Origin of the sequence: Nostoc sp. NMS4 (assembly GCF_017115095.1) — a bacterium.
In the GTDB taxonomy this organism is placed as follows: Bacteria; Cyanobacteriota; Cyanobacteriia; order Cyanobacteriales; family Nostocaceae; genus Nostoc.
In genome coordinates, this window is record NZ_JABXKI010000257.1 from 1 (window position 1) to 16,599 (window position 16,599).

Sequence of the window (16,599 nt, forward strand, 5' to 3'; positions counted from 1 at the left end):
TTGTACTTGATGGTCATACTGACGATATACCCAATTTTTAGAAGCGATCGTGGGTACATCGAGCAAAGTTAAGAGAATATCATTCCAACTTTCCAGTCTTCCTTGTAGTTCTATTCCAGCAATTGTGCAATCAGGTAAGGAATCAGCAGTCCATTCCCAAGCTTGACGGGCATATTCTGGTGGTTCTGCTAACAACTCACGATGATACAGTGGGGTATTCTCTGCCAAAGCCTCAGCCGGAATTTCTGCCGCCACTTCACCCTGAAAGAAAATTCGCACAATAGGTTCAGCGATGACTGTACCAGCGACAACGGCTTGAAGTCCCCATCGGTGAAAAATGTCGATTAACTCTTGCTCACGCCCCTTGTGGGCAACGAACAGCATTCTTTCTTGAGATTCCGAAAGCAGATATTCGTAAGGAACCATCCCCGTTTCTCTGACGGGAATCTTATCTAAATCTAGTTCAATTCCCACACCGCCTTTTGCCGCCATCTCTGAGGTAGAACAGGTGATCCCGGCTGCTCCCATATCTTGGGCGGCGACAACTGCACCGGTCTTAAACGCCTCCAAACAAGCTTCAATTAACGACTTTTCCAAAAATGGATCGCCTACTTGCACAGCAGGGCGATCGTCTATGGATTGATCGCTCAATTCGGCACTGGCAAAACTCGCGCCTCCCATACCATCGCGCCCAGTGGTGGAACCAACATACAGCACGGGGTTGCCTAAGCCAGATGCTCCAGATTTGACGATTTCTGATGTTTCCATCAATCCCAGCGCCATAACGTTCACTAGAGGATTACCAGAGTAAGCAGGGTCAAAGTAAACTTCGCCGCCAACGGTGGGTACTCCCACACAGTTACCATAATGAGAGATTCCCGCCACTACGCCTTGGAACAACCTTTGAGTTTTGGCATCTTCTAGGGAACCGAAGCGCAGCGAATTTAATAGGGCAATGGGACGCGCACCCATTGTAAAAATATCTCTGAGAATACCACCGACTCCCGTTGCAGCTCCCTGAAATGGTTCGACTGCTGAGGGGTGGTTGTGGGATTCAATCTTAAAAGCTAGTTGGAGTCCATCACCCAAGTCTACAACACCAGCATTTTCACCAGGGCCTACGAGGATGCGATCGCCATCGGTGGGAAATTGTTTGAGTAGAGGTCGTGAATTTTTGTAACAGCAATGCTCTGACCACATCACGCCAAACATTCCCAGTTCAGCTTTGTTGGGATGACGGCCTAAGCGACGGACAATTTCTGCGTATTCTTCTGGTTTAAGACCTTCAGCCGCAATTTCTTGCGGGGAAAAGGTTGGTTTTGAGGTTGCAGTCATGGAAGTAATGCACTCTGGGGAACAGAGCATTATTCTATCGATTTACTTGCCCTGTAAGTGCAGTTCCAGAAATGCAGATAATTCTTCTTTGGATATTTCTTTCTGAACTACTTGAATAACCAAGTTGTAAGCTTGCTCTTGAGATAGGTTGAGAGTATAGCCATTTAAGGTTATGAAGGTGTCCATAATCGCAAATGCAGTGCGCTTATTGCCATCAATAAACGGATGGTTCATTGCTAAATGGTAGAGGTACGCTGCTGCTTGCTGGTGAATTGTTGGATGGAGAAGTTCACCGCCAAAAGTAGCTTGAGGTTGTGCCAGTGCTGAATCTAGCAAACCTTTGTCTCTAACACCTGATGTTCCACCAAAGCTGTTTATCTCATCTTGGTGAATGTCTAGGACTTGAGAAATAGAAATAAATCTAGGAGTCTGCAAGGCGACGATAAACCTCCTGCCATTTCTGTTTAGAAGCTAAATAAGCCTTCCATACTTCTTCATCTGAGGCAATCTGATTTGATGCAGTATTTTCTAATTTGTCTTCATTTTGTTCAATTTCACGGAAATATTCGGCAAAATCAGGAATATTTAATAGTATTTTTTCAGTAGCTTCACTTTCTTCTGTTTTTTGTAGATAAGCAATAATTGCAACTGCTAATCGCAACTTCTCAGGAGAAAGTTGACGCAAACGGCTTTCGGCTTCTGATAAATAATTGCTGTGCTTTTGTTCTGTTGCCATCGTTACCCCAATTTTATGTTGCAAACGCGATGCCTACGGCGGCAAGCTACGCACTCTTACTTCCTGTAGATTGAAGTGCGATCGCTATTCAATTAAACTCTAACTAAATACCTGTATTTCCATCTTGGGAATTCTTGGCAGAAAATTCTTGTGCAGCCTTTCTTACAACCAAACTTATTTCTGGGATGGAGAAGTAGTACAACCCCAGAATCCGCTCAACAGGATTATCTCGACCATGAGATAGACAAATAAAGATCAATAGCACACAAAATGCTTTAGTCTTTAAAGATAACTTTATTTTTTAATCTTAGTGAAATTTCTAGCTCCTTTACTTACGTAAATCTAGCGCCCCTCAGAGATTATTCGGGTATATGCAGTTTAGATGTAACAATCAAGTGACGAGAATCACACATATCGATGATTAGGATCGTCTCCCAGCGATCGGTAACTAGGCATAATTAATGACAACTGAACTCTAGCCGAGTCATTAATAGGGAACACACTTAAATTACCGACAGCCTTAATCAAGGACTGCCGGTTTTTTGTATTTGTCATTAGTCATTAGTCATTTGTCATTAGTAAAATGCCCCATGCCCAATGCCCCATGCCCCATGCCCAATGCCCCATATCCATAAAATTTCCCCACAACTGGTTGGTAACTTGACAGAGATTTTGCCACAGCCACTACCAAATGTGGGGAAGGTATGATCAAATTGGGGATCTTATGCCTATTGAATGCTAATATCTCGCACTCACTCTAGTAGACCGGAAGTATATTCCTAGAACCAGCACACACTTTGTATTAAGACATCGCTTGAATGATGTAATCAAAGTAAGGTGCTGCTTCGCCAGCGTCTTCCGCACTCAGTAAGCTAAGGGAGGCTGTTTTGAGGGAATTTATCGCTTCTACCATTCCAGGCACGGGAACGCCCAATGAATTGTACATTTCCCGCACACCAATCAAACCGATTTTTTCAATTGGCTCTTTGTCACCGGCAAGTACACCATAAGTAATTAGGCGTAAGTACCAGCCAAAATCACGGATACATAGAGAGCGTTGGCGTTCGCCATAAGCGTTACCTCCGGGGGAGATAAAGTCAGGACGCTTCTGCCAAAGTTGTTTGGTTGCTTCCTGAACTATCTTTTTTTCGTTTTCAGCTAAAGTAGCCGCAATCCGCGTCCGTTGTACGCCAGTTTGCAGAAAGTCTTTGATATTTTTAAGTTCGCCACTGCTGGGATAACGCAGTTCGTCGTCGGCTTTGAGAATAACTTGGCTAATTACAGTCATGATGATTGAAATCACCTGAAATATTATCTGTTAGTTTAGCGAGTTGGAGGTACACAAGTGAAGGGATCGGAGTTACTTATGTATTGAATTTATCTGTTTGGGTGATGAGGGAGACAAGGGGGACAAGGAAGACAAGGAAGACAAGGGAGACAAGGGAGACAAGGGGGACAAGGAAGACAAGGGAGACAAGGAGATAAACAAAACTCCTAACGCCCAATGACCAATGACCAATGACCAATGACCAATGACCAATGACCAATGACCAATGACTAAAATAATTTGGCAACAGGGTGAATTAATTGAAGTGACGATCGCTAATCTGAGTGATACAGGCGATGGTGTGGGACGCGCTGATGAGCGTGTAGTGTTTGTCCCAGATACTGTACCAGGCGATCGCGCCATTGTCCGCTTAGTTCATGTTAAACCTAAATACGCCCACGGTAAGCTCCAAGAGCTATTGTCTCCATCTGCCCACCGTATCCGACCCAGTTGTATTGTGGCTGATAAGTGCGGTGGTTGCCAGTGGCAGCATATTGATTATGATTACCAGCTAGTAGCCAAGCAAAATCAAGTTATCCAAGCTTTGGAGCGCATTGGCGGTTTTAGCCAACCACCGGTAGATCCGGTACTTGCTGCCCCTTCTGCTTTCGGCTATCGTAATAAATCTACATATCCTCTCGGCACATCGGCAACAGGACAGGTACAGGCTGGTTACTATCAAAAAGGTAGTCACCAATTAATTAACTTAAATCAATGTCCAGTCCAAGACGCACGATTAAATCCCTTACTTGCCGAAGTTAAGCAGGATATCCAACAACGGGGTTGGCAAATTTACGACGAACAGCGCCATCAAGGAAAAATTCGCCATCTCAGTTTACGCATTGGCCGACACACCGGGGAAATGTTGCTGACTTTGGTGGTGAAAGACTGGAATTTATCAGGAATTGAAACCCAAGCCCAGGAATGGTTAAAGCGTTATCCGCAGTTAGTGGGAGTGTCGCTCAATCGCAATGGCGATCGCACAAATGCTATCTTTGGATCAGAAACCCGTTGCATTGCTGGAGTCCCCCACCTGCGTGAAAATTTTGCTGGACTGGAATTTCAAGTACGCCCAGATACATTTTTCCAAGTGTATACAGAAACAGCAGAGGCACTATTACAGGTAATTCAATCAGAACTCAATCTTCAAGGGCATGAGTTGCTAGTTGATGCCTACTGTGGTATTGGGACTTTAACTTTACCCCTCGCCAAAAAAGTACGGATTGCTACAGGATTAGAAGTACAACCAGCAGCAGTAGAACAAGCTATTTTGAATGCCCACCGCAACGAAATTGATAATGTGACATTCCAAGTCGGGGCAGTAGAGAAATTGCTTCCCAAAATGGGCATCATACCAGAAGTAGTAATACTCGATCCGCCACGTAAAGGGTGCGATCGCACAGTCATCGATACTTTACGGCAATTGAAACCATCTCGGATCGTTTACGTCAGCTGTAAAGTAGCTACCCTCGCCCGTGACCTGAAATTGCTTTGTCAAGATGGCCCATATACCATCACACGGGTACAACCTGCTGATTTTTTTCCTCAAACTGCTCATGTTGAAACTGCCGCCTTTCTTGTGCTATCACATTTTGACAAGGGTAGTAATTCCTTCAAAAAAACTGAAATTTGAAAATTTTAGTCTAGTGCATACTAAAGATGCTAAAATTGAATTAAGGCAAAAATAAAAATTCATTTTGTTTAAATAAATTCAAGTTGCATAGGTTCTTAAAAATATGAAGAAGATTGTGTAAATTGTAAATCGGCAACTAACTAGAGTATGCCAATACTCTCTAAAATTAACAGCATATTCTTAACCTGCTGACTTCATTATCAAACTTATTCCAGCCGAGATATACCTAAACAATCCCATTCATCCAATAGAGCCAATGCTCCCTAGCATTTTCAAAATTTAGTTTTAAAGACGCAAGTTTGAAGGCAGCATGACCACCTCAAGTTTTATCAGGGTGACTGTAATAGCAAACTGATGTCTAGCTAACTGAAAGCTATGGGGTTTCTCTTGTGATTACTATTTCACTCCGTCCAGTTGGACGTTATTGGGGCACAATTAGTTTTGCCTCAACCCTCTACCTTTGTCCGATATTAGACTTATTGTTGGCAGAAATTCCAGCAAAATTACAAGCAGAACTGCGGCTAGGACTTCAAGAAGCGCTAGTCAATGCAGCTAAACATGGCAACAATCTCGATCCGAGTAAAACAGTTGTAGTTCGTTTTTCCGTAATAGATAATCAATATTGGTGGATAATATCAGACCAAGGTAGTGGCTTTACTCCTTCATCTACTAGTAACGAAGAACCAACAGACTATCTTCCACCAGATGAGTCAGAAAATGGTCGTGGTTTATGTCTTCTGCATCAAATTTTTGATCAGGTAGAGTGGAACCGCAAAGGCACAGAATTGAGGCTTTGTAAACAAATGGAAAATCGTCGGGGATTATCTCTGCGACGGTAAAAGGAGTTAGGAGTTAGAAGAAAAGTTAGGAGTTAGGAGTTAGGAGTTGAATAATAATTCACAACTCATCACTCCTAACTTTTAACTTTTTCCGTGACTCGGACAGGGAGGGGCAGAAATAGAGCGATCTAACCAACCAACAGCTTGTTCTAATCTAGCTTGAGCTTCTTGTGGCTGATTCTTTAAAAGATAGACAATCGCTGCTGCCACTTGTTCATTAGCGCGGGAATTGCGGTTAGACTTGAGGCGATGCCAATCGTTAGGGGAAATAGTTAGCCTTTCCATCAGGGCTTGAGCTAGTTCCAGAGTACTAAGTTCATTCAGTTGACTGGTTTTAGGCAGCTGAGTAGATTGAGACATAATTATGAGTGCTGAGTGCTAAGTGCTGAGTGCTGAGTCAAAAACTCATAGTTTTAATTTTGACTATTGGCAGACTCCTCTTTAATTTTAGTTTACTACTTGTACATGAAGCCGTCTAAACAATCACAACCGCCAGGGGAAACTCCAGAACCAGATTTTGAACAAGAATTAGAGGAAGTCGAGCGATCGCTCCTATCCTTAAAAGAACGTTACAATCAAGTGCAACGCGATCGCCAACAACAGGCACAATGGCAACAGCGCCGGGATCAAATCAAGCACAATAAATCTCAGACACCAGAAATCAAAACAGAGTTACGGCAAATTCAACGGCAGCTGGAAATGCTAGAACTAAACTTGGAAAGCCAGTTATTTTCTTGGCGTAGCCTGAAAAAACCTTTCTGGCAAGTCGTCCGCTTTGGTGGAATGGGCGTTATCATAGGCTGGATATTAAAGTCTTATGCTGGGTAAATCCAATTTTGGATTTTAGATTTTGGATTGGCTTAAATGGTTAAGATTCTTTAATATTTTTACTTACTAAGTTGACGAAATATAAGTTATAAGATATGGCAAATCGACGGATTGCAGAAATATTGCGAAGTGGTCAACCTGATGAGTCCCTCCAAGTGCAAGGCTGGGTGCGGACGAAACGCGATTCCAAAGGGTTTGCTTTTATTGAAGTCAATGACGGCTCATCACTAGCTAATTTGCAAGTCGTCATTAATCAGGATTTGCCGGATTACGAAGCTATATTAAAAAAATTGAATACGGGTGCTGCTGTTGAAGCGACAGGGGTACTAGTGGCTTCCCTTGGTAAAGGACAGCGAATTGAGTTGAAAGCCGAGACGGTGAAAGTTTACGGCGAAGCTGATCCCGATACATATCCCCTGCAAAAGAAACGCCATTCCTTTGAGTTTCTGCGAACCATTGGACATTTGCGATCGCGCACTAATTCTTTTGGTGCAGTTTTCCGCGTCAGAAATGCATGTTCGACAGCAATTCACCAATTCTTCCAAGAAAGAGGCTTTTTATGGGTACACACACCCATCATCACTGCTAGTGACTGCGAAGGCGCGGGTGAACTGTTTAGCGTTACCAGTTTCGATTTAAAAAATGTTCCCCGCACAGAAAACCAAGCAGTAGATTATAGCCAAGACTTTTTTGCTAAACCCACATATTTAACAGTTAGCGGCCAGTTAGAAGCGGAAGTGATGGCGATGGCGTTTTCTAACGTCTATACCTTCGGACCTACCTTCCGTGCAGAAAATTCCAACACCTCCCGCCACTTAGCAGAATTTTGGATGGTTGAGCCAGAAATGGCTTTTTGCGATTTAGAAGGCGATATGGATTTAGCTGAGGCGTTTCTCAAACACATTTTTAAATATGTGTTGGAAACTTGCCCAGAAGACATGGAATTTTTCAATGAACGCATTGATAATTCTGTGTTGTCCACAGCCGAAAATATTATTAACAATCAGTTTGAACGCTTAACTTATACAGAAGCGATCGCACTTTTAGAAAAAGCTGATGTTAAATTTGAATATCCAGTAAGTTGGGGTTTAGATTTACAATCAGAACACGAACGCTACCTAGCTGAACAATTATTTAAAAAACCTGCGATCGTTACAGATTATCCAGCGCAAATCAAAGCTTTTTATATGCGCTTGAACGATGACGAAAAGACCGTCCGCGCAATGGATATTCTCGCACCGAAAATTGGCGAAATTGTCGGCGGTTCCCAGCGCGAAGAACGCCTAGAAGTTCTAGAACGCCGTGTGTTAGCGCAAGGATTAAACCCAGAAGACTTGTGGTGGTATCTTGATTTGCGTCGTTATGGTACTGTTCCACACGCAGGTTTTGGACTAGGTTTTGAACGACTCGTGCAATTTATGACGGGGATGGGAAATATTCGTGATGTGATTCCCTTTCCTCGTACACCGCAAAGTGCCGAATTTTAGTTTAAATTTTAGACCTGACCTTTTCTAATCGCCAGGTTTTTGACTTTTGTGGATAAAGAGAAATCTAGCTAAAAAAATTTATCATGAGTCTACAAGACCAAACCATTGGTAAAATCCGGCAAATGCCAGAAGCTTTAGTTCAGGAAGTCAGTGATTTCATAGACTTTCTATTAATGAAGCATAGCAGCAATAACTGGGAATTATGGCTTCAGTTTAGCGAGTCAGTGGAAATAGTGGAATCAGATTTCTCTGACTATTTATCTAATTTAGAAGATTATGAAGAACGCTTGGCGCGTGGGGAAATTCAGTGGTAGATATCACACGGGGAGATGTGCTTTTGTGTGATCTCAATCCTGTTATTGGTACAGAACAAGCAGGTATTAGACCTGTTGTAGTGGTACAAATTGATCGGGCAAATGCTGTTAGTCCTCCTACCATTATTGCACCATTCACCTCAAAAATTAGACGCGCTATTCTACCCTCCCATGTGTTTGTACCTGCTGGTATTAGTGGTTTAAGCCAAGATTCTGTTGTACTTTGTGAGCAACTTCGGGTTGTTGATAAATCAAGAATTATCAGAGTGATTGGTCATTTGGATGATAATTATTTAGATGAATTGGCAATAGCCTTGTGTACTATCCTTGGCTTAAGGATTATGAACAATAATAATGATTGATAAATATTAGGTCTCACATCATTTATATACTTATTGAACTATTCCCCATCTGGGTTTTGGGTTGGGTTTTGAACGACTCGTGCAATTTATGACTGGTATGGGAAATATTCGTGATGTGATTCCCTTCCCGCGTACACCCCAAAGTGCTGAGTTTTAGTCTGAGAGGAACGAAACCCAACATTACCAAGGCTTTGTTGGGTAACGCTTAAGCTCAACCAAACCTACTATTCTTCTTAACCCAAGCGTATTGAGTTAAAATTAAGAATTTTGAATCTCCTCTTGTAAAACTTGAACTTGCTCAATAGATAGTTCAGTAACTTGAGCAATTTGTTCTAAACTCATTCCAATTCGCAACAAATTTAAAGCCAACTTTCTTGTTGTTTCTGCTTTGCCTTTGGCTTCCCCTTCTGCTTTACCTTTGGCTTCGCCTTCTTCTAGGATTTCTTGATAAATGACTGATTCGCGCATAATCTCACTCCTGAAAATCTTCTTAATTACATCCTTCTTTAATACCAGTCCTGCTAAAATCCCACTAGCAGCAGCTATATTTCTTTGTAGCTGGCGATGCCTGCGGCGGGCTACGCCTACGCTAATTGCTTCAACTGCTTTGGCTACTTGGGTTAATACCATTGTAGGATCGTTTGTCTGACTTAGCACGGCAAAGGGTAATAGACCTGGAACACTCATAAACCTGTCTGTCGGTTGTTCCCACAGGCGTATTACCTCAAACTGATGGTAAGTGTTGTTTAATCTAAAACTATTTTCACTGACTAATTCTGAACTGGTTTTTCTCAAATAGATTACTATTTGGCGCATTTCTTTGTTAGGAAAGCGGCGATAAACCCTGACCCGATAATCTAACATCCGAAAGGGGATAGCTTCATCAGGGTCTGTTTGAAATTCGGTATGTAGAACTAAATCATCAGATTGCAATAAAATTAATGAATCGGCGCGAATTGGTTCGTTTGATAATTCAGTAGGGCTAAGTTCTGTTAATTTAATCGGTGAACCTAGCAACCATGTTGCTAAATCATCTTTGAAGTTTTCGGCAATGAATTTACAGATATTGTCATACATGGCAGCCTTAAAGTAAAGGGTATCAGGTATTGTTGATAAAAATTAAACTTGCTGGTGTTGGGTTTCCTTGCGTCAACCCAACCTACTGTTACTACATCACTGTTTTAAACACCACCTAATTACCAAGTAATTCTTGTCTACGTTGCTCCTGTCCCTGCTCCTCAAGTTCTTTACGTACTTCCCAATATTTTGTTACGGCTGCACTAGATTCACTCATTATTACTAATCTCAAATCACGAGATTCCTCACCATTGTCTAAAAGAGAAATCAATTCTCTTCTTTGGGGTCTATCAAGTTTAATAAACCATTGGACAAAAGCTTCAAAAATATATTTTTGTGAACCTGATACCTCATCATGAGCTACAACACATGAAGGACAAGTATTGACAATATAACTATTATACCAGTGCTGTATGGAACTACGACGAAATATATTTCCATCCTTAATTTTAGACCTTGTAAAAGAGCATTCTTCACTCGATATATCTTGATTTGCAATACAGTCTAAAATTGAAGTATGGTAAGAATTACCAAATAAGTGTGCTAGATAACTAACAAAAATAGAACCTGGATATCCTGGTAGTATCTCTCCTGTTGAACTAAGCCAAGGATATTTTGTTAACACTAAAGAGTAATGATATCGAGAATATGTACAATGTGTAATTGATTGCTGTTGATTATAGGAATTTTTCAAATGTTCATTAATATGATATGTATCAAATCTCATTCGCTTGTAATAGTTAGAAGAAAAGATATCTTCTTGACAGCTTTTCGCCACCTGAGCTAGTCTATTCATATTTACCTGTGCATCACTTCTCATTGGTGTTAATAACAAAGCCGAGCTAGTTACCACCAAAGATATTAAGCTTTTAACTGTGAAATTTATCATTGATTTCTCTCTCTTATTACTTGTTCTAATTCATCGGAAGTTTTAGGTATGGGATATGTAGATTCCCAAGGATTAGGGATATTAGCCCCATCATCATTTGTATTTACTGCATTGTTTGGTTGTTTTGTTGGAACTTCTTGCTTAGATGGTAATTGCCGTTTATTTGAGGTTGTTACAGTTGTTTTTGGTTGAGCCTTAATTTGCAAATAAACTTCTTTAGCTTTTTCAAGGCTAATTTTTGTCTGTTGCTGTTTATCGGCTTGTTGCCTTTTTTGTGTTATTAAATCCCTTTGCCTTATATCAGCATTTAACTGCTCTCTTCTTTCCCTCATCTCTCTTCTTTCCCTTATCACAGCTTCTAACTGCTCTCTTTCTGTCCTAACAGCAGCTTCTTTTTTAACAGCCGCTTGTCTTTCTTCCTCCGCTTTTAAAGCAGCCTGAAGTTTTTGTTTTTCTATCTCCTCTATTTGAGCTTGTTCGGTTTTTACTTTGTCAGACGTAGGCAAAGTTAAAGGACTTATTGTAGGTTGAGATTTAGAAGTTAATGGAATTTCAGGAATTTGGGTAACTGGACTAGGAATAGCTACCGGAACATTTTCTACAGGAGAAGCAGAAACCGGATTTTTGGTGTTTGGTTGATTAATAGCCGCAATAACAACAGCAAAACATCCCACTCCTAAACCGATGAGAACTTGCGAAAGTTTTAGGCTTTTCTGAGTCTGGCTAGAAGACGCATTGACTGATTTAGCTCCACCGACTGATACAGTAGCAACAGAACTAGATGACGCAGCAGATTTAGACCCATTGGTTGATTGAATTGCCGTTTTTTGTCCTAGTATTCTAGGCATTTGTAAAGCTTTTTCAATTTCGCTCAATTTCTGCAAAATCACTTGCGTATTTTGAGGACGATGATTTGCAGTAGGAGCCATCAAATGGTCGATTAAATCTGCCAAAAGTGGAGATAGATTGAGTGCAGATTTTCGCCAGTGCAACTCGTTAGTCAGAGGGTCATAAATTTCTTTATCTTGGGGTTCCTTACCTGTGAGCAGAAAAATAAAAGTCCGTCCCAATGCAAAAAAGTCTGACTGCTGTACCGAATAACCGTTTTGTTGCTCTGGCGGTGAATAGCCTTGTGAAAAAATTCTGGTATGGGAATTTCCCGCCACAATGGTTGTCGTGACTTGTCGAACTGCACCAAAATCAATTAAGACAAGCAGCCCACTTGGTCGCAGCATGATATTCTGAGGCTTAATATCACGGTGAAAATATTGGTGAGCGTGTACTAAAGCGAGAATTTCTACAAGTTGTTTGAGCCAATTGAGAGCTTGAGCTTCAGAAATACCTTGATAATTACGAAATTCCATCCACTGCTCTAAATTTACGCCTTCAATTTTCTCCATTGCTAAACAGTGCAATAGTACAGAGCTATTTTTAGGTAAAACAGTAAAATAACCATCTGGTTCTACCTTGGGAATACCCGCACTGTTTAGCTGACTCAAAACCTTTGCTTCCTGCTGAAACAGTTCAATGGCTTTGGGGTTATTCTCAGTCAGCACTTTTAAAACTTTAGTTTTCCCACGCTCGTCAACTTCAAAAGTGTTACCAAAGCCACCTTGTCCTAGTTGTTTGAGTACCCGATAGCGACCTTGCAACAGTATTTCTGACCCACAGTTACGGCAAATAAGGTTATTTGCATTCACTGCGTCAACAGGTTTTGGACAATGGGGATTTATACAATAGCTCATTACACAAAAGTAAATATCCTAAAAAATCTATTTTTATTGATATTTAAAGCTCTATTAATAGAGTTCCCTAAAACTATGACAAAGTAGCATATAGTTTTTAGAATATGCCAGCAATAAATTTCTAATTACCCTAGAATAGGTGTCTTGCATAGCCTACAAGGAATACCAAAGCTAGCACTGGAGATGTAAATTAGTGTTAATGTTACTTCTCAATATTGGGAATGAGCTATATGCCATAGAAAGCCGACAGGTTGTAGAAGTAATACCACTTGTGATGCTCAAAACTTTGCCCCATCAGCCTGAGCATATCGCTGGTGTTTTTAACTATCGGGGACGCATTGTACCAGTAATCGATTTATGTCAGTTGATGCGTGGTAAACCCTCCAGTGAGTACCTAAGTACTAGGATTATACTAGTCAACTATTGGGGGAGTAATAATACAGAACTTAAGGCTCCCTATATTTTGGGTTTGATTACAGAACAAGTTATAGAAACATTACACAAGTCTGAGTCCGAATTTGTTAATCCTAATATCCAGATAGATAAAGCGCCATATTTGGGCAAAATGATTGTACATGAGCAAGGAATGATTCAGTGTCTTCGCATTGAGTACTTGTTGTCAGAAGTACAGCAAGTCAATCTCTTGCCAGAAAGTTATCACAATACTGGATTTTAGATTGGTCTGAAGATTCTATAAATGGCACAATCTGTTATTGAAGCTTTACTAAAAAGCAAGATTGGTTTAGATGCAAACTCTATTGGTGCTGATGCGATCGCAAGTGCAATATCTCAACGCATGGCAGATTGTCGCATAATGGATATTGCTAACTATCTGGCGAAGTTACAGGTATCTAGCCTAGAATTGGAAGCACTGATTGACACCGTGATTGTTCCAGAAACATGGTTTTTTCGAGAACCAGAATCCTTTGCATTTCTGAAGTATTATGTATTATCTGAGTGGTTGCCAAAAAATCCCCAAGGCGTACTGCGGGTTTTGAGTGTACCGTGTGCAACGGGTGAAGAACCATATTCCATTGCGATCGCTCTATTGGAAGCAGGATTAAACTCTGCAAATATTCACATTGATGCTGTTGATGTTAGCAAAAAATGTCTGCTAAAAGCCCAACGAGCGATTTACAATCAATACTCGTTTCGTAGCAATAGCCGATCCTTTCAAGAGCGCTATTTTCAGCTAACTGAGGCAGGATATCACCTGTGCGAACAGGTGAAAAGTATGGTGAATTTTATTAATGGCAACTTGGCAGATCCGGCTTTTCTCCCTGACACGCCGCTTTATGATGTAGTCTTTTGCCGTAACCTGTTGATTTACTTCGATGTGGCAACAAAAGAGCGCACCATTCAAGTCTTAGAAAGGTTGCTAAGGCCAGAAGGCTTACTATTTGTGGGACACGCTGAAACTTGGTTATTGTTTAAAACTCAATTGATCTCAGTTCGTCAAGATTCAGTAGTTGCTCATCGAAAGTCCACACCGGGCGAAAATATTCGCAAAAATCATCATCAAAATCTTCAGAGACAAGGCTTCACAGGCAAAAATATAGATGTTCTTAACAAGCGACAGCTGCCGAAAAAAAATAATTCTAAGTTTGTTGCCCAAGAGAGGTTAAATGTTGCTCCTCAGAATCCGATATTGCCAATAGAACTAAAAGTAAATTTGTTAGAAACAGCTAGAGCTTTAGCTGATGAAGGTCGATTGGATGAGGCGGTTAAATTATGCAACGATTATCTCAACGAAAATCAGGTAAGTACTGAAGCATATCTTTTACTAGGTCAGGTGCAGCAAGCAATGGCACAAAATGATCGGGCGGCACAATCTTTTCAAAAAGCAATTTATTTACAACCGACTCACCAAGAGGCGCTGACTCATCTGGCATTACTCAAAGAACATCAAGGAAATGCGGATAGTGCTAATCTTCTCTGGCAACGAATTCACCGATTAACGAAAGAAAAGCAGTTCTGAGGAGATCGAGCAGGAGTTAAGCTAATCGCTATACTGTTCAGTTAAGGTAAGAGACGTGATAATTTATCTGGATTCATCCACTTTAGATACTCAAACTTCTTACTCAGCACTCAACACTTTCACATCAGAAGGAAAAGCTAGTCTCTAAACTAAGCTACCTACTTAATAATTTGTTTAAAAATAAAAATAGAGACTGTTCATCTTGTTTGTGATTTGGGAATTTTAAGAGATGAATGCGTTTTACAGCAACAGAGGAACAGTAGGATATCCAATGTTCAAGAACATGACCTTGCAAACACGGTTGATCGGTTCATTTTTATTCATGGGACTGATTGTACTCACGATGGCATTGCTGGGATGGTTCACCACCAACGAGTTAAATCAGTACATTAATATACTGGCGACGGATAACATACCCAGTGTGTCCGGGATATGGAAGATTAACGAAGGTCAGACACAAATCCAATCGGCAGAACGGTTACTATTTGATCCTGAAGTCACTGTTACTGAAAGACAAGGTGCAGTAACTCATATCCAGAATGCTTGGAAACAGATTAACGAAGGTATTAAACAGTACGAAGCAACGCCATTAAGCGAGCAAGAAAAAAAAGAGTATGCCTTACTTAAAGAACAACTGGATGCTTGGAAGCAAGCTCATGAGAAATTGTTAGATATTGAACAACAGTTCACTCAACTTGGTGTTCGCAATCCTTGGAAAAAACAAATTGAATTAATGCGTCAAGGAAAAGATAAATTATCAGATTTTGCCGCTATTCAAGCACCGTTGGAGTTACGTAATCGTATGGATTCTGAGGGAGCAAATAAGGAAGAACCGTTATTTAAAATAACTGACGCTCAAGCAGAAAAACTTTTAAAACTTAATGAAGATTATATAGCAGATACACAAAAAGAAGTCGAACAGAATGTGGCTCGCAGCATTTTCTGGATTTCTGTCGGAATTGCCATTGGCCCCATAACTGCAATTATTTTTGGCTTGGTAATCGCTCGAAAAATTGCATTTCAGATTCTTGGTGTTGTTAGGGTTGCAGAGCAAATTTCCACGGGGAACTTAACAACTCAGGTCACGGCTGATTCCAACAGCAAAGATGAAATGAATAGACTCTTAACTGCTTTCCAAAGCATGACTCAGAATCTCAACACTCTGATTCGTCAGGTACAGCATTCAGGTATCCAAGTGACTACCTCAGCTACTCAAATAGCAGCTTCAGGTAAACAATTAGAAGGGACGCTTACCGAGCAGGTAGCTTCTACTAATGAGGTAGCTGCCGCTACTAAAGAAATTTCCGCTACCTCTAGGGAATTAGTAAGTGCAATGGAACAAGTTGCGGCCATTTCACAAATCACAACGACAGCAGCGAATGATAGTCAAAAAGACATCGTGCGGATGGAAACCACTATGCGGCAGTTGGCAGAGGCCACTAATGCGATCGCAGCTCGATTGGGAGTAATTAGCGAAAAGGCAAATAGCATTAATACTATCGTCGTCACAATTACCAAAGTGGCAGACCAAACGAATCTGCTATCGTTAAATGCGGCGATCGAAGCCGAAAAAGCTGGAGAGTATGGCTTGGGCTTTGCTGTAGTTGCTAGAGAAATTCGCCGACTAGCAGATCAAACTGCCGTTGCTACCCTCGATATTGAGCAGATGGTTAAACAGATGCAATCGTCAGTCTCTACAGGTGTGATGGAGATGGACAAGTTTGCCGCAGAAGTTGGGCGGAATATAGAAGATGTTGCCAGTATTAGTACACAGGTTGGGCAAATTATCCAGCAAGTCCAAGACTTGAATCCTCGATTTGAGTTTGTCAATCAGGGTATGGAAACCCAGTCGGTGGGAGCGCAACAAATTAGTGAGGCGATGGTGCAGTTGAGTAGTACCTCCGTGCAAAGTACGGATTCCTTGCGGGAAATTAATCATGCTATAGCCCAACTTAACCAAGTGGCGCAGGGATTGCGTCAAGAGATTGCCCGCTTTCAGGTGAAAACAGAAGACGCTATACCCCTGCACCAATTCTCTTGAGTAACCCT

Annotated in this window: 20 protein-coding genes and 1 pseudogene; 10 read left to right on the top strand and 11 right to left on the bottom strand. The window is 41.1% G+C overall.

Going from position 1 to position 16,599, the window contains the following annotated elements; translation table 11 throughout:
* The 7 genes from purL to HWQ37_RS23375 all read right to left on the bottom strand — a co-directional run.
* A partial coding sequence (gene purL, locus HWQ37_RS23345; RefSeq protein ID WP_292751428.1) for a phosphoribosylformylglycinamidine synthase subunit PurL occupies window positions 1-1,335 on the bottom strand: 1,335 nt, incomplete at its 3' end.
* Between the two features lie 42 nt (window positions 1,336-1,377).
* Entirely contained in the window at window positions 1,378-1,770 is a 393-nt protein-coding gene (locus tag HWQ37_RS23350) for a type II toxin-antitoxin system death-on-curing family toxin (RefSeq protein WP_292751431.1), read from the bottom strand.
* Window positions 1,757-2,071, bottom strand: a complete 315-nt coding sequence (locus HWQ37_RS23355) for a hypothetical protein (protein ID WP_292751433.1) — start codon at window positions 2,069-2,071, stop codon at window positions 1,757-1,759. The genes HWQ37_RS23350 and HWQ37_RS23355 overlap by 14 nt, the downstream gene beginning before the upstream one ends.
* A 103-nt stretch (window positions 2,072-2,174) precedes the next feature.
* Complete coding sequence (locus HWQ37_RS23360) at window positions 2,175-2,336, bottom strand: hypothetical protein (RefSeq protein WP_292751435.1); 162 nt, start codon at window positions 2,334-2,336, stop codon at window positions 2,175-2,177.
* Window positions 2,337-2,476: 140 nt separating this feature from the next.
* Window positions 2,477-2,626 (bottom strand): hypothetical protein, encoded by a 150-nt coding sequence (locus tag HWQ37_RS23365; protein ID WP_292751438.1) that lies wholly within the window; start codon window positions 2,624-2,626, stop codon window positions 2,477-2,479.
* A 10-nt stretch (window positions 2,627-2,636) separates the two neighbouring features.
* Window positions 2,637-2,783: a hypothetical protein gene (locus HWQ37_RS23370; protein ID WP_292751441.1), complete on the bottom strand. Its 147-nt coding sequence runs from the start codon at window positions 2,781-2,783 to the stop codon at window positions 2,637-2,639.
* 90 nt (window positions 2,784-2,873) lie between these two features.
* On the bottom strand, window positions 2,874-3,359 hold the full coding sequence (locus HWQ37_RS23375; RefSeq protein WP_292751444.1) for an allophycocyanin subunit alpha-B: 486 nt from the start codon (window positions 3,357-3,359) through the stop codon (window positions 2,874-2,876).
* Between the two features lie 265 nt (window positions 3,360-3,624).
* On the opposite strand from HWQ37_RS23375, the gene rlmD reads away from it, so the two are divergent.
* Window positions 3,625-5,031, top strand: coding sequence for a 23S rRNA (uracil(1939)-C(5))-methyltransferase RlmD (rlmD, locus tag HWQ37_RS23380; protein WP_292751448.1), 1,407 nt, complete (start codon window positions 3,625-3,627; stop codon window positions 5,029-5,031).
* A 389-nt stretch (window positions 5,032-5,420) separates the two neighbouring features.
* On the top strand, window positions 5,421-5,870 hold the full coding sequence (locus HWQ37_RS23385; RefSeq protein ID WP_292751451.1) for an ATP-binding protein: 450 nt from the start codon (window positions 5,421-5,423) through the stop codon (window positions 5,868-5,870).
* Between the two features lie 81 nt (window positions 5,871-5,951).
* Here the strand turns inward: HWQ37_RS23385 and HWQ37_RS23390 are convergent, their stop codons facing one another.
* Window positions 5,952-6,230 (bottom strand): DUF6439 family protein, encoded by a 279-nt coding sequence (locus tag HWQ37_RS23390; RefSeq protein WP_292751454.1) that lies wholly within the window; start codon window positions 6,228-6,230, stop codon window positions 5,952-5,954.
* Window positions 6,231-6,335: 105 nt separating this feature from the next.
* Here HWQ37_RS23390 and HWQ37_RS23395 point away from each other — a divergent pair, with 105 nt between their 5' ends.
* The 5 genes and pseudogenes from HWQ37_RS23395 to HWQ37_RS23415 form a co-directional block, all read left to right on the top strand.
* Entirely contained in the window at window positions 6,336-6,698 is a 363-nt protein-coding gene (locus HWQ37_RS23395) for a sll0565 family protein (RefSeq protein WP_292751457.1), read from the top strand.
* Between the two features lie 95 nt (window positions 6,699-6,793).
* Window positions 6,794-8,185, top strand: a complete 1,392-nt coding sequence (asnS, locus tag HWQ37_RS23400; protein WP_292751460.1) for an asparagine--tRNA ligase — start codon at window positions 6,794-6,796, stop codon at window positions 8,183-8,185.
* Between the two features lie 83 nt (window positions 8,186-8,268).
* A complete protein-coding gene (locus HWQ37_RS23405; RefSeq protein ID WP_292751463.1) occupies window positions 8,269-8,499 on the top strand; it encodes a DUF2281 domain-containing protein in 231 nt (76 codons plus the stop codon).
* Entirely contained in the window at window positions 8,493-8,861 is a 369-nt protein-coding gene (locus HWQ37_RS23410; RefSeq protein ID WP_292751466.1) for a type II toxin-antitoxin system PemK/MazF family toxin, read from the top strand. The genes HWQ37_RS23405 and HWQ37_RS23410 overlap by 7 nt, the downstream gene beginning before the upstream one ends.
* 37 nt (window positions 8,862-8,898) lie before the next feature.
* A pseudogene (locus HWQ37_RS23415) lies at window positions 8,899-9,018 on the top strand (amino acid--tRNA ligase-related protein); the annotation flags it as partial.
* Window positions 9,019-9,119: 101 nt separating this feature from the next.
* On the opposite strand, the gene HWQ37_RS23420 reads toward HWQ37_RS23415, so the two are convergent.
* The 3 genes from HWQ37_RS23420 to HWQ37_RS23430 form a co-directional block, all read right to left on the bottom strand.
* A complete protein-coding gene (locus tag HWQ37_RS23420; protein ID WP_292751469.1) occupies window positions 9,120-9,938 on the bottom strand; it encodes an Rpn family recombination-promoting nuclease/putative transposase in 819 nt (272 codons plus the stop codon).
* A 115-nt stretch (window positions 9,939-10,053) separates the two neighbouring features.
* Window positions 10,054-10,827 (bottom strand): hypothetical protein, encoded by a 774-nt coding sequence (locus HWQ37_RS23425; protein ID WP_292751472.1) that lies wholly within the window; start codon window positions 10,825-10,827, stop codon window positions 10,054-10,056.
* Window positions 10,824-12,572, bottom strand: coding sequence for a serine/threonine protein kinase (locus HWQ37_RS23430; RefSeq protein ID WP_363318176.1), 1,749 nt, complete (start codon window positions 12,570-12,572; stop codon window positions 10,824-10,826). The genes HWQ37_RS23425 and HWQ37_RS23430 overlap by 4 nt, the downstream gene beginning before the upstream one ends.
* A 199-nt stretch (window positions 12,573-12,771) precedes the next feature.
* Between HWQ37_RS23430 and HWQ37_RS23435 the strand changes: the two genes are divergently transcribed.
* From HWQ37_RS23435 to HWQ37_RS23445, 3 genes are all read left to right on the top strand, one after another.
* The gene (locus tag HWQ37_RS23435) at window positions 12,772-13,248 is read left to right on the top strand and encodes a chemotaxis protein CheW (protein WP_292751479.1); all 477 of its coding nucleotides are present in this window, start codon (window positions 12,772-12,774) and stop codon (window positions 13,246-13,248) included.
* 21 nt (window positions 13,249-13,269) lie between these two features.
* Complete coding sequence (locus HWQ37_RS23440) at window positions 13,270-14,550, top strand: CheR family methyltransferase (RefSeq protein ID WP_292751482.1); 1,281 nt, start codon at window positions 13,270-13,272, stop codon at window positions 14,548-14,550.
* 271 nt (window positions 14,551-14,821) lie between these two features.
* Window positions 14,822-16,591 (top strand): HAMP domain-containing methyl-accepting chemotaxis protein, encoded by a 1,770-nt coding sequence (locus tag HWQ37_RS23445; protein WP_292751485.1) that lies wholly within the window; start codon window positions 14,822-14,824, stop codon window positions 16,589-16,591.
* The last annotated feature ends 8 nt before the right edge of the window (window positions 16,592-16,599 follow it).

Bases quoted from the DNA above. Each gene is read 5' to 3' on its own strand.
- HWQ37_RS23375 (WP_292751444.1), bottom strand. From the start codon at position 3,359: ATGACTGTAATTAGCCAAGTTATTCTCAAAGCCGACGACGAACTGCGT.
- HWQ37_RS23430 (WP_363318176.1), bottom strand. From the start codon at position 12,572: ATGAGCTATTGTATAAATCCCCATTGTCCAAAACCTGTTGACGCAGTG.
- HWQ37_RS23355 (WP_292751433.1), bottom strand. From the start codon at position 2,071: ATGGCAACAGAACAAAAGCACAGCAATTATTTATCAGAAGCCGAAAGC.
- HWQ37_RS23440 (WP_292751482.1), top strand. From the start codon at position 13,270: ATGGCACAATCTGTTATTGAAGCTTTACTAAAAAGCAAGATTGGTTTA.
- rlmD (WP_292751448.1), top strand. From the start codon at position 3,625: ATGACTAAAATAATTTGGCAACAGGGTGAATTAATTGAAGTGACGATC.
- asnS (WP_292751460.1), top strand. From the start codon at position 6,794: ATGGCAAATCGACGGATTGCAGAAATATTGCGAAGTGGTCAACCTGAT.
- HWQ37_RS23425 (WP_292751472.1), bottom strand. From the start codon at position 10,827: ATGATAAATTTCACAGTTAAAAGCTTAATATCTTTGGTGGTAACTAGC.
- HWQ37_RS23365 (WP_292751438.1), bottom strand. From the start codon at position 2,626: ATGACAAATACAAAAAACCGGCAGTCCTTGATTAAGGCTGTCGGTAAT.
- HWQ37_RS23435 (WP_292751479.1), top strand. From the start codon at position 12,772: ATGTTACTTCTCAATATTGGGAATGAGCTATATGCCATAGAAAGCCGA.
- HWQ37_RS23395 (WP_292751457.1), top strand. From the start codon at position 6,336: ATGAAGCCGTCTAAACAATCACAACCGCCAGGGGAAACTCCAGAACCA.
- HWQ37_RS23390 (WP_292751454.1), bottom strand. From the start codon at position 6,230: ATGTCTCAATCTACTCAGCTGCCTAAAACCAGTCAACTGAATGAACTT.
- HWQ37_RS23420 (WP_292751469.1), bottom strand. From the start codon at position 9,938: ATGTATGACAATATCTGTAAATTCATTGCCGAAAACTTCAAAGATGAT.
- HWQ37_RS23405 (WP_292751463.1), top strand. From the start codon at position 8,269: ATGAGTCTACAAGACCAAACCATTGGTAAAATCCGGCAAATGCCAGAA.
- HWQ37_RS23445 (WP_292751485.1), top strand. From the start codon at position 14,822: ATGTTCAAGAACATGACCTTGCAAACACGGTTGATCGGTTCATTTTTA.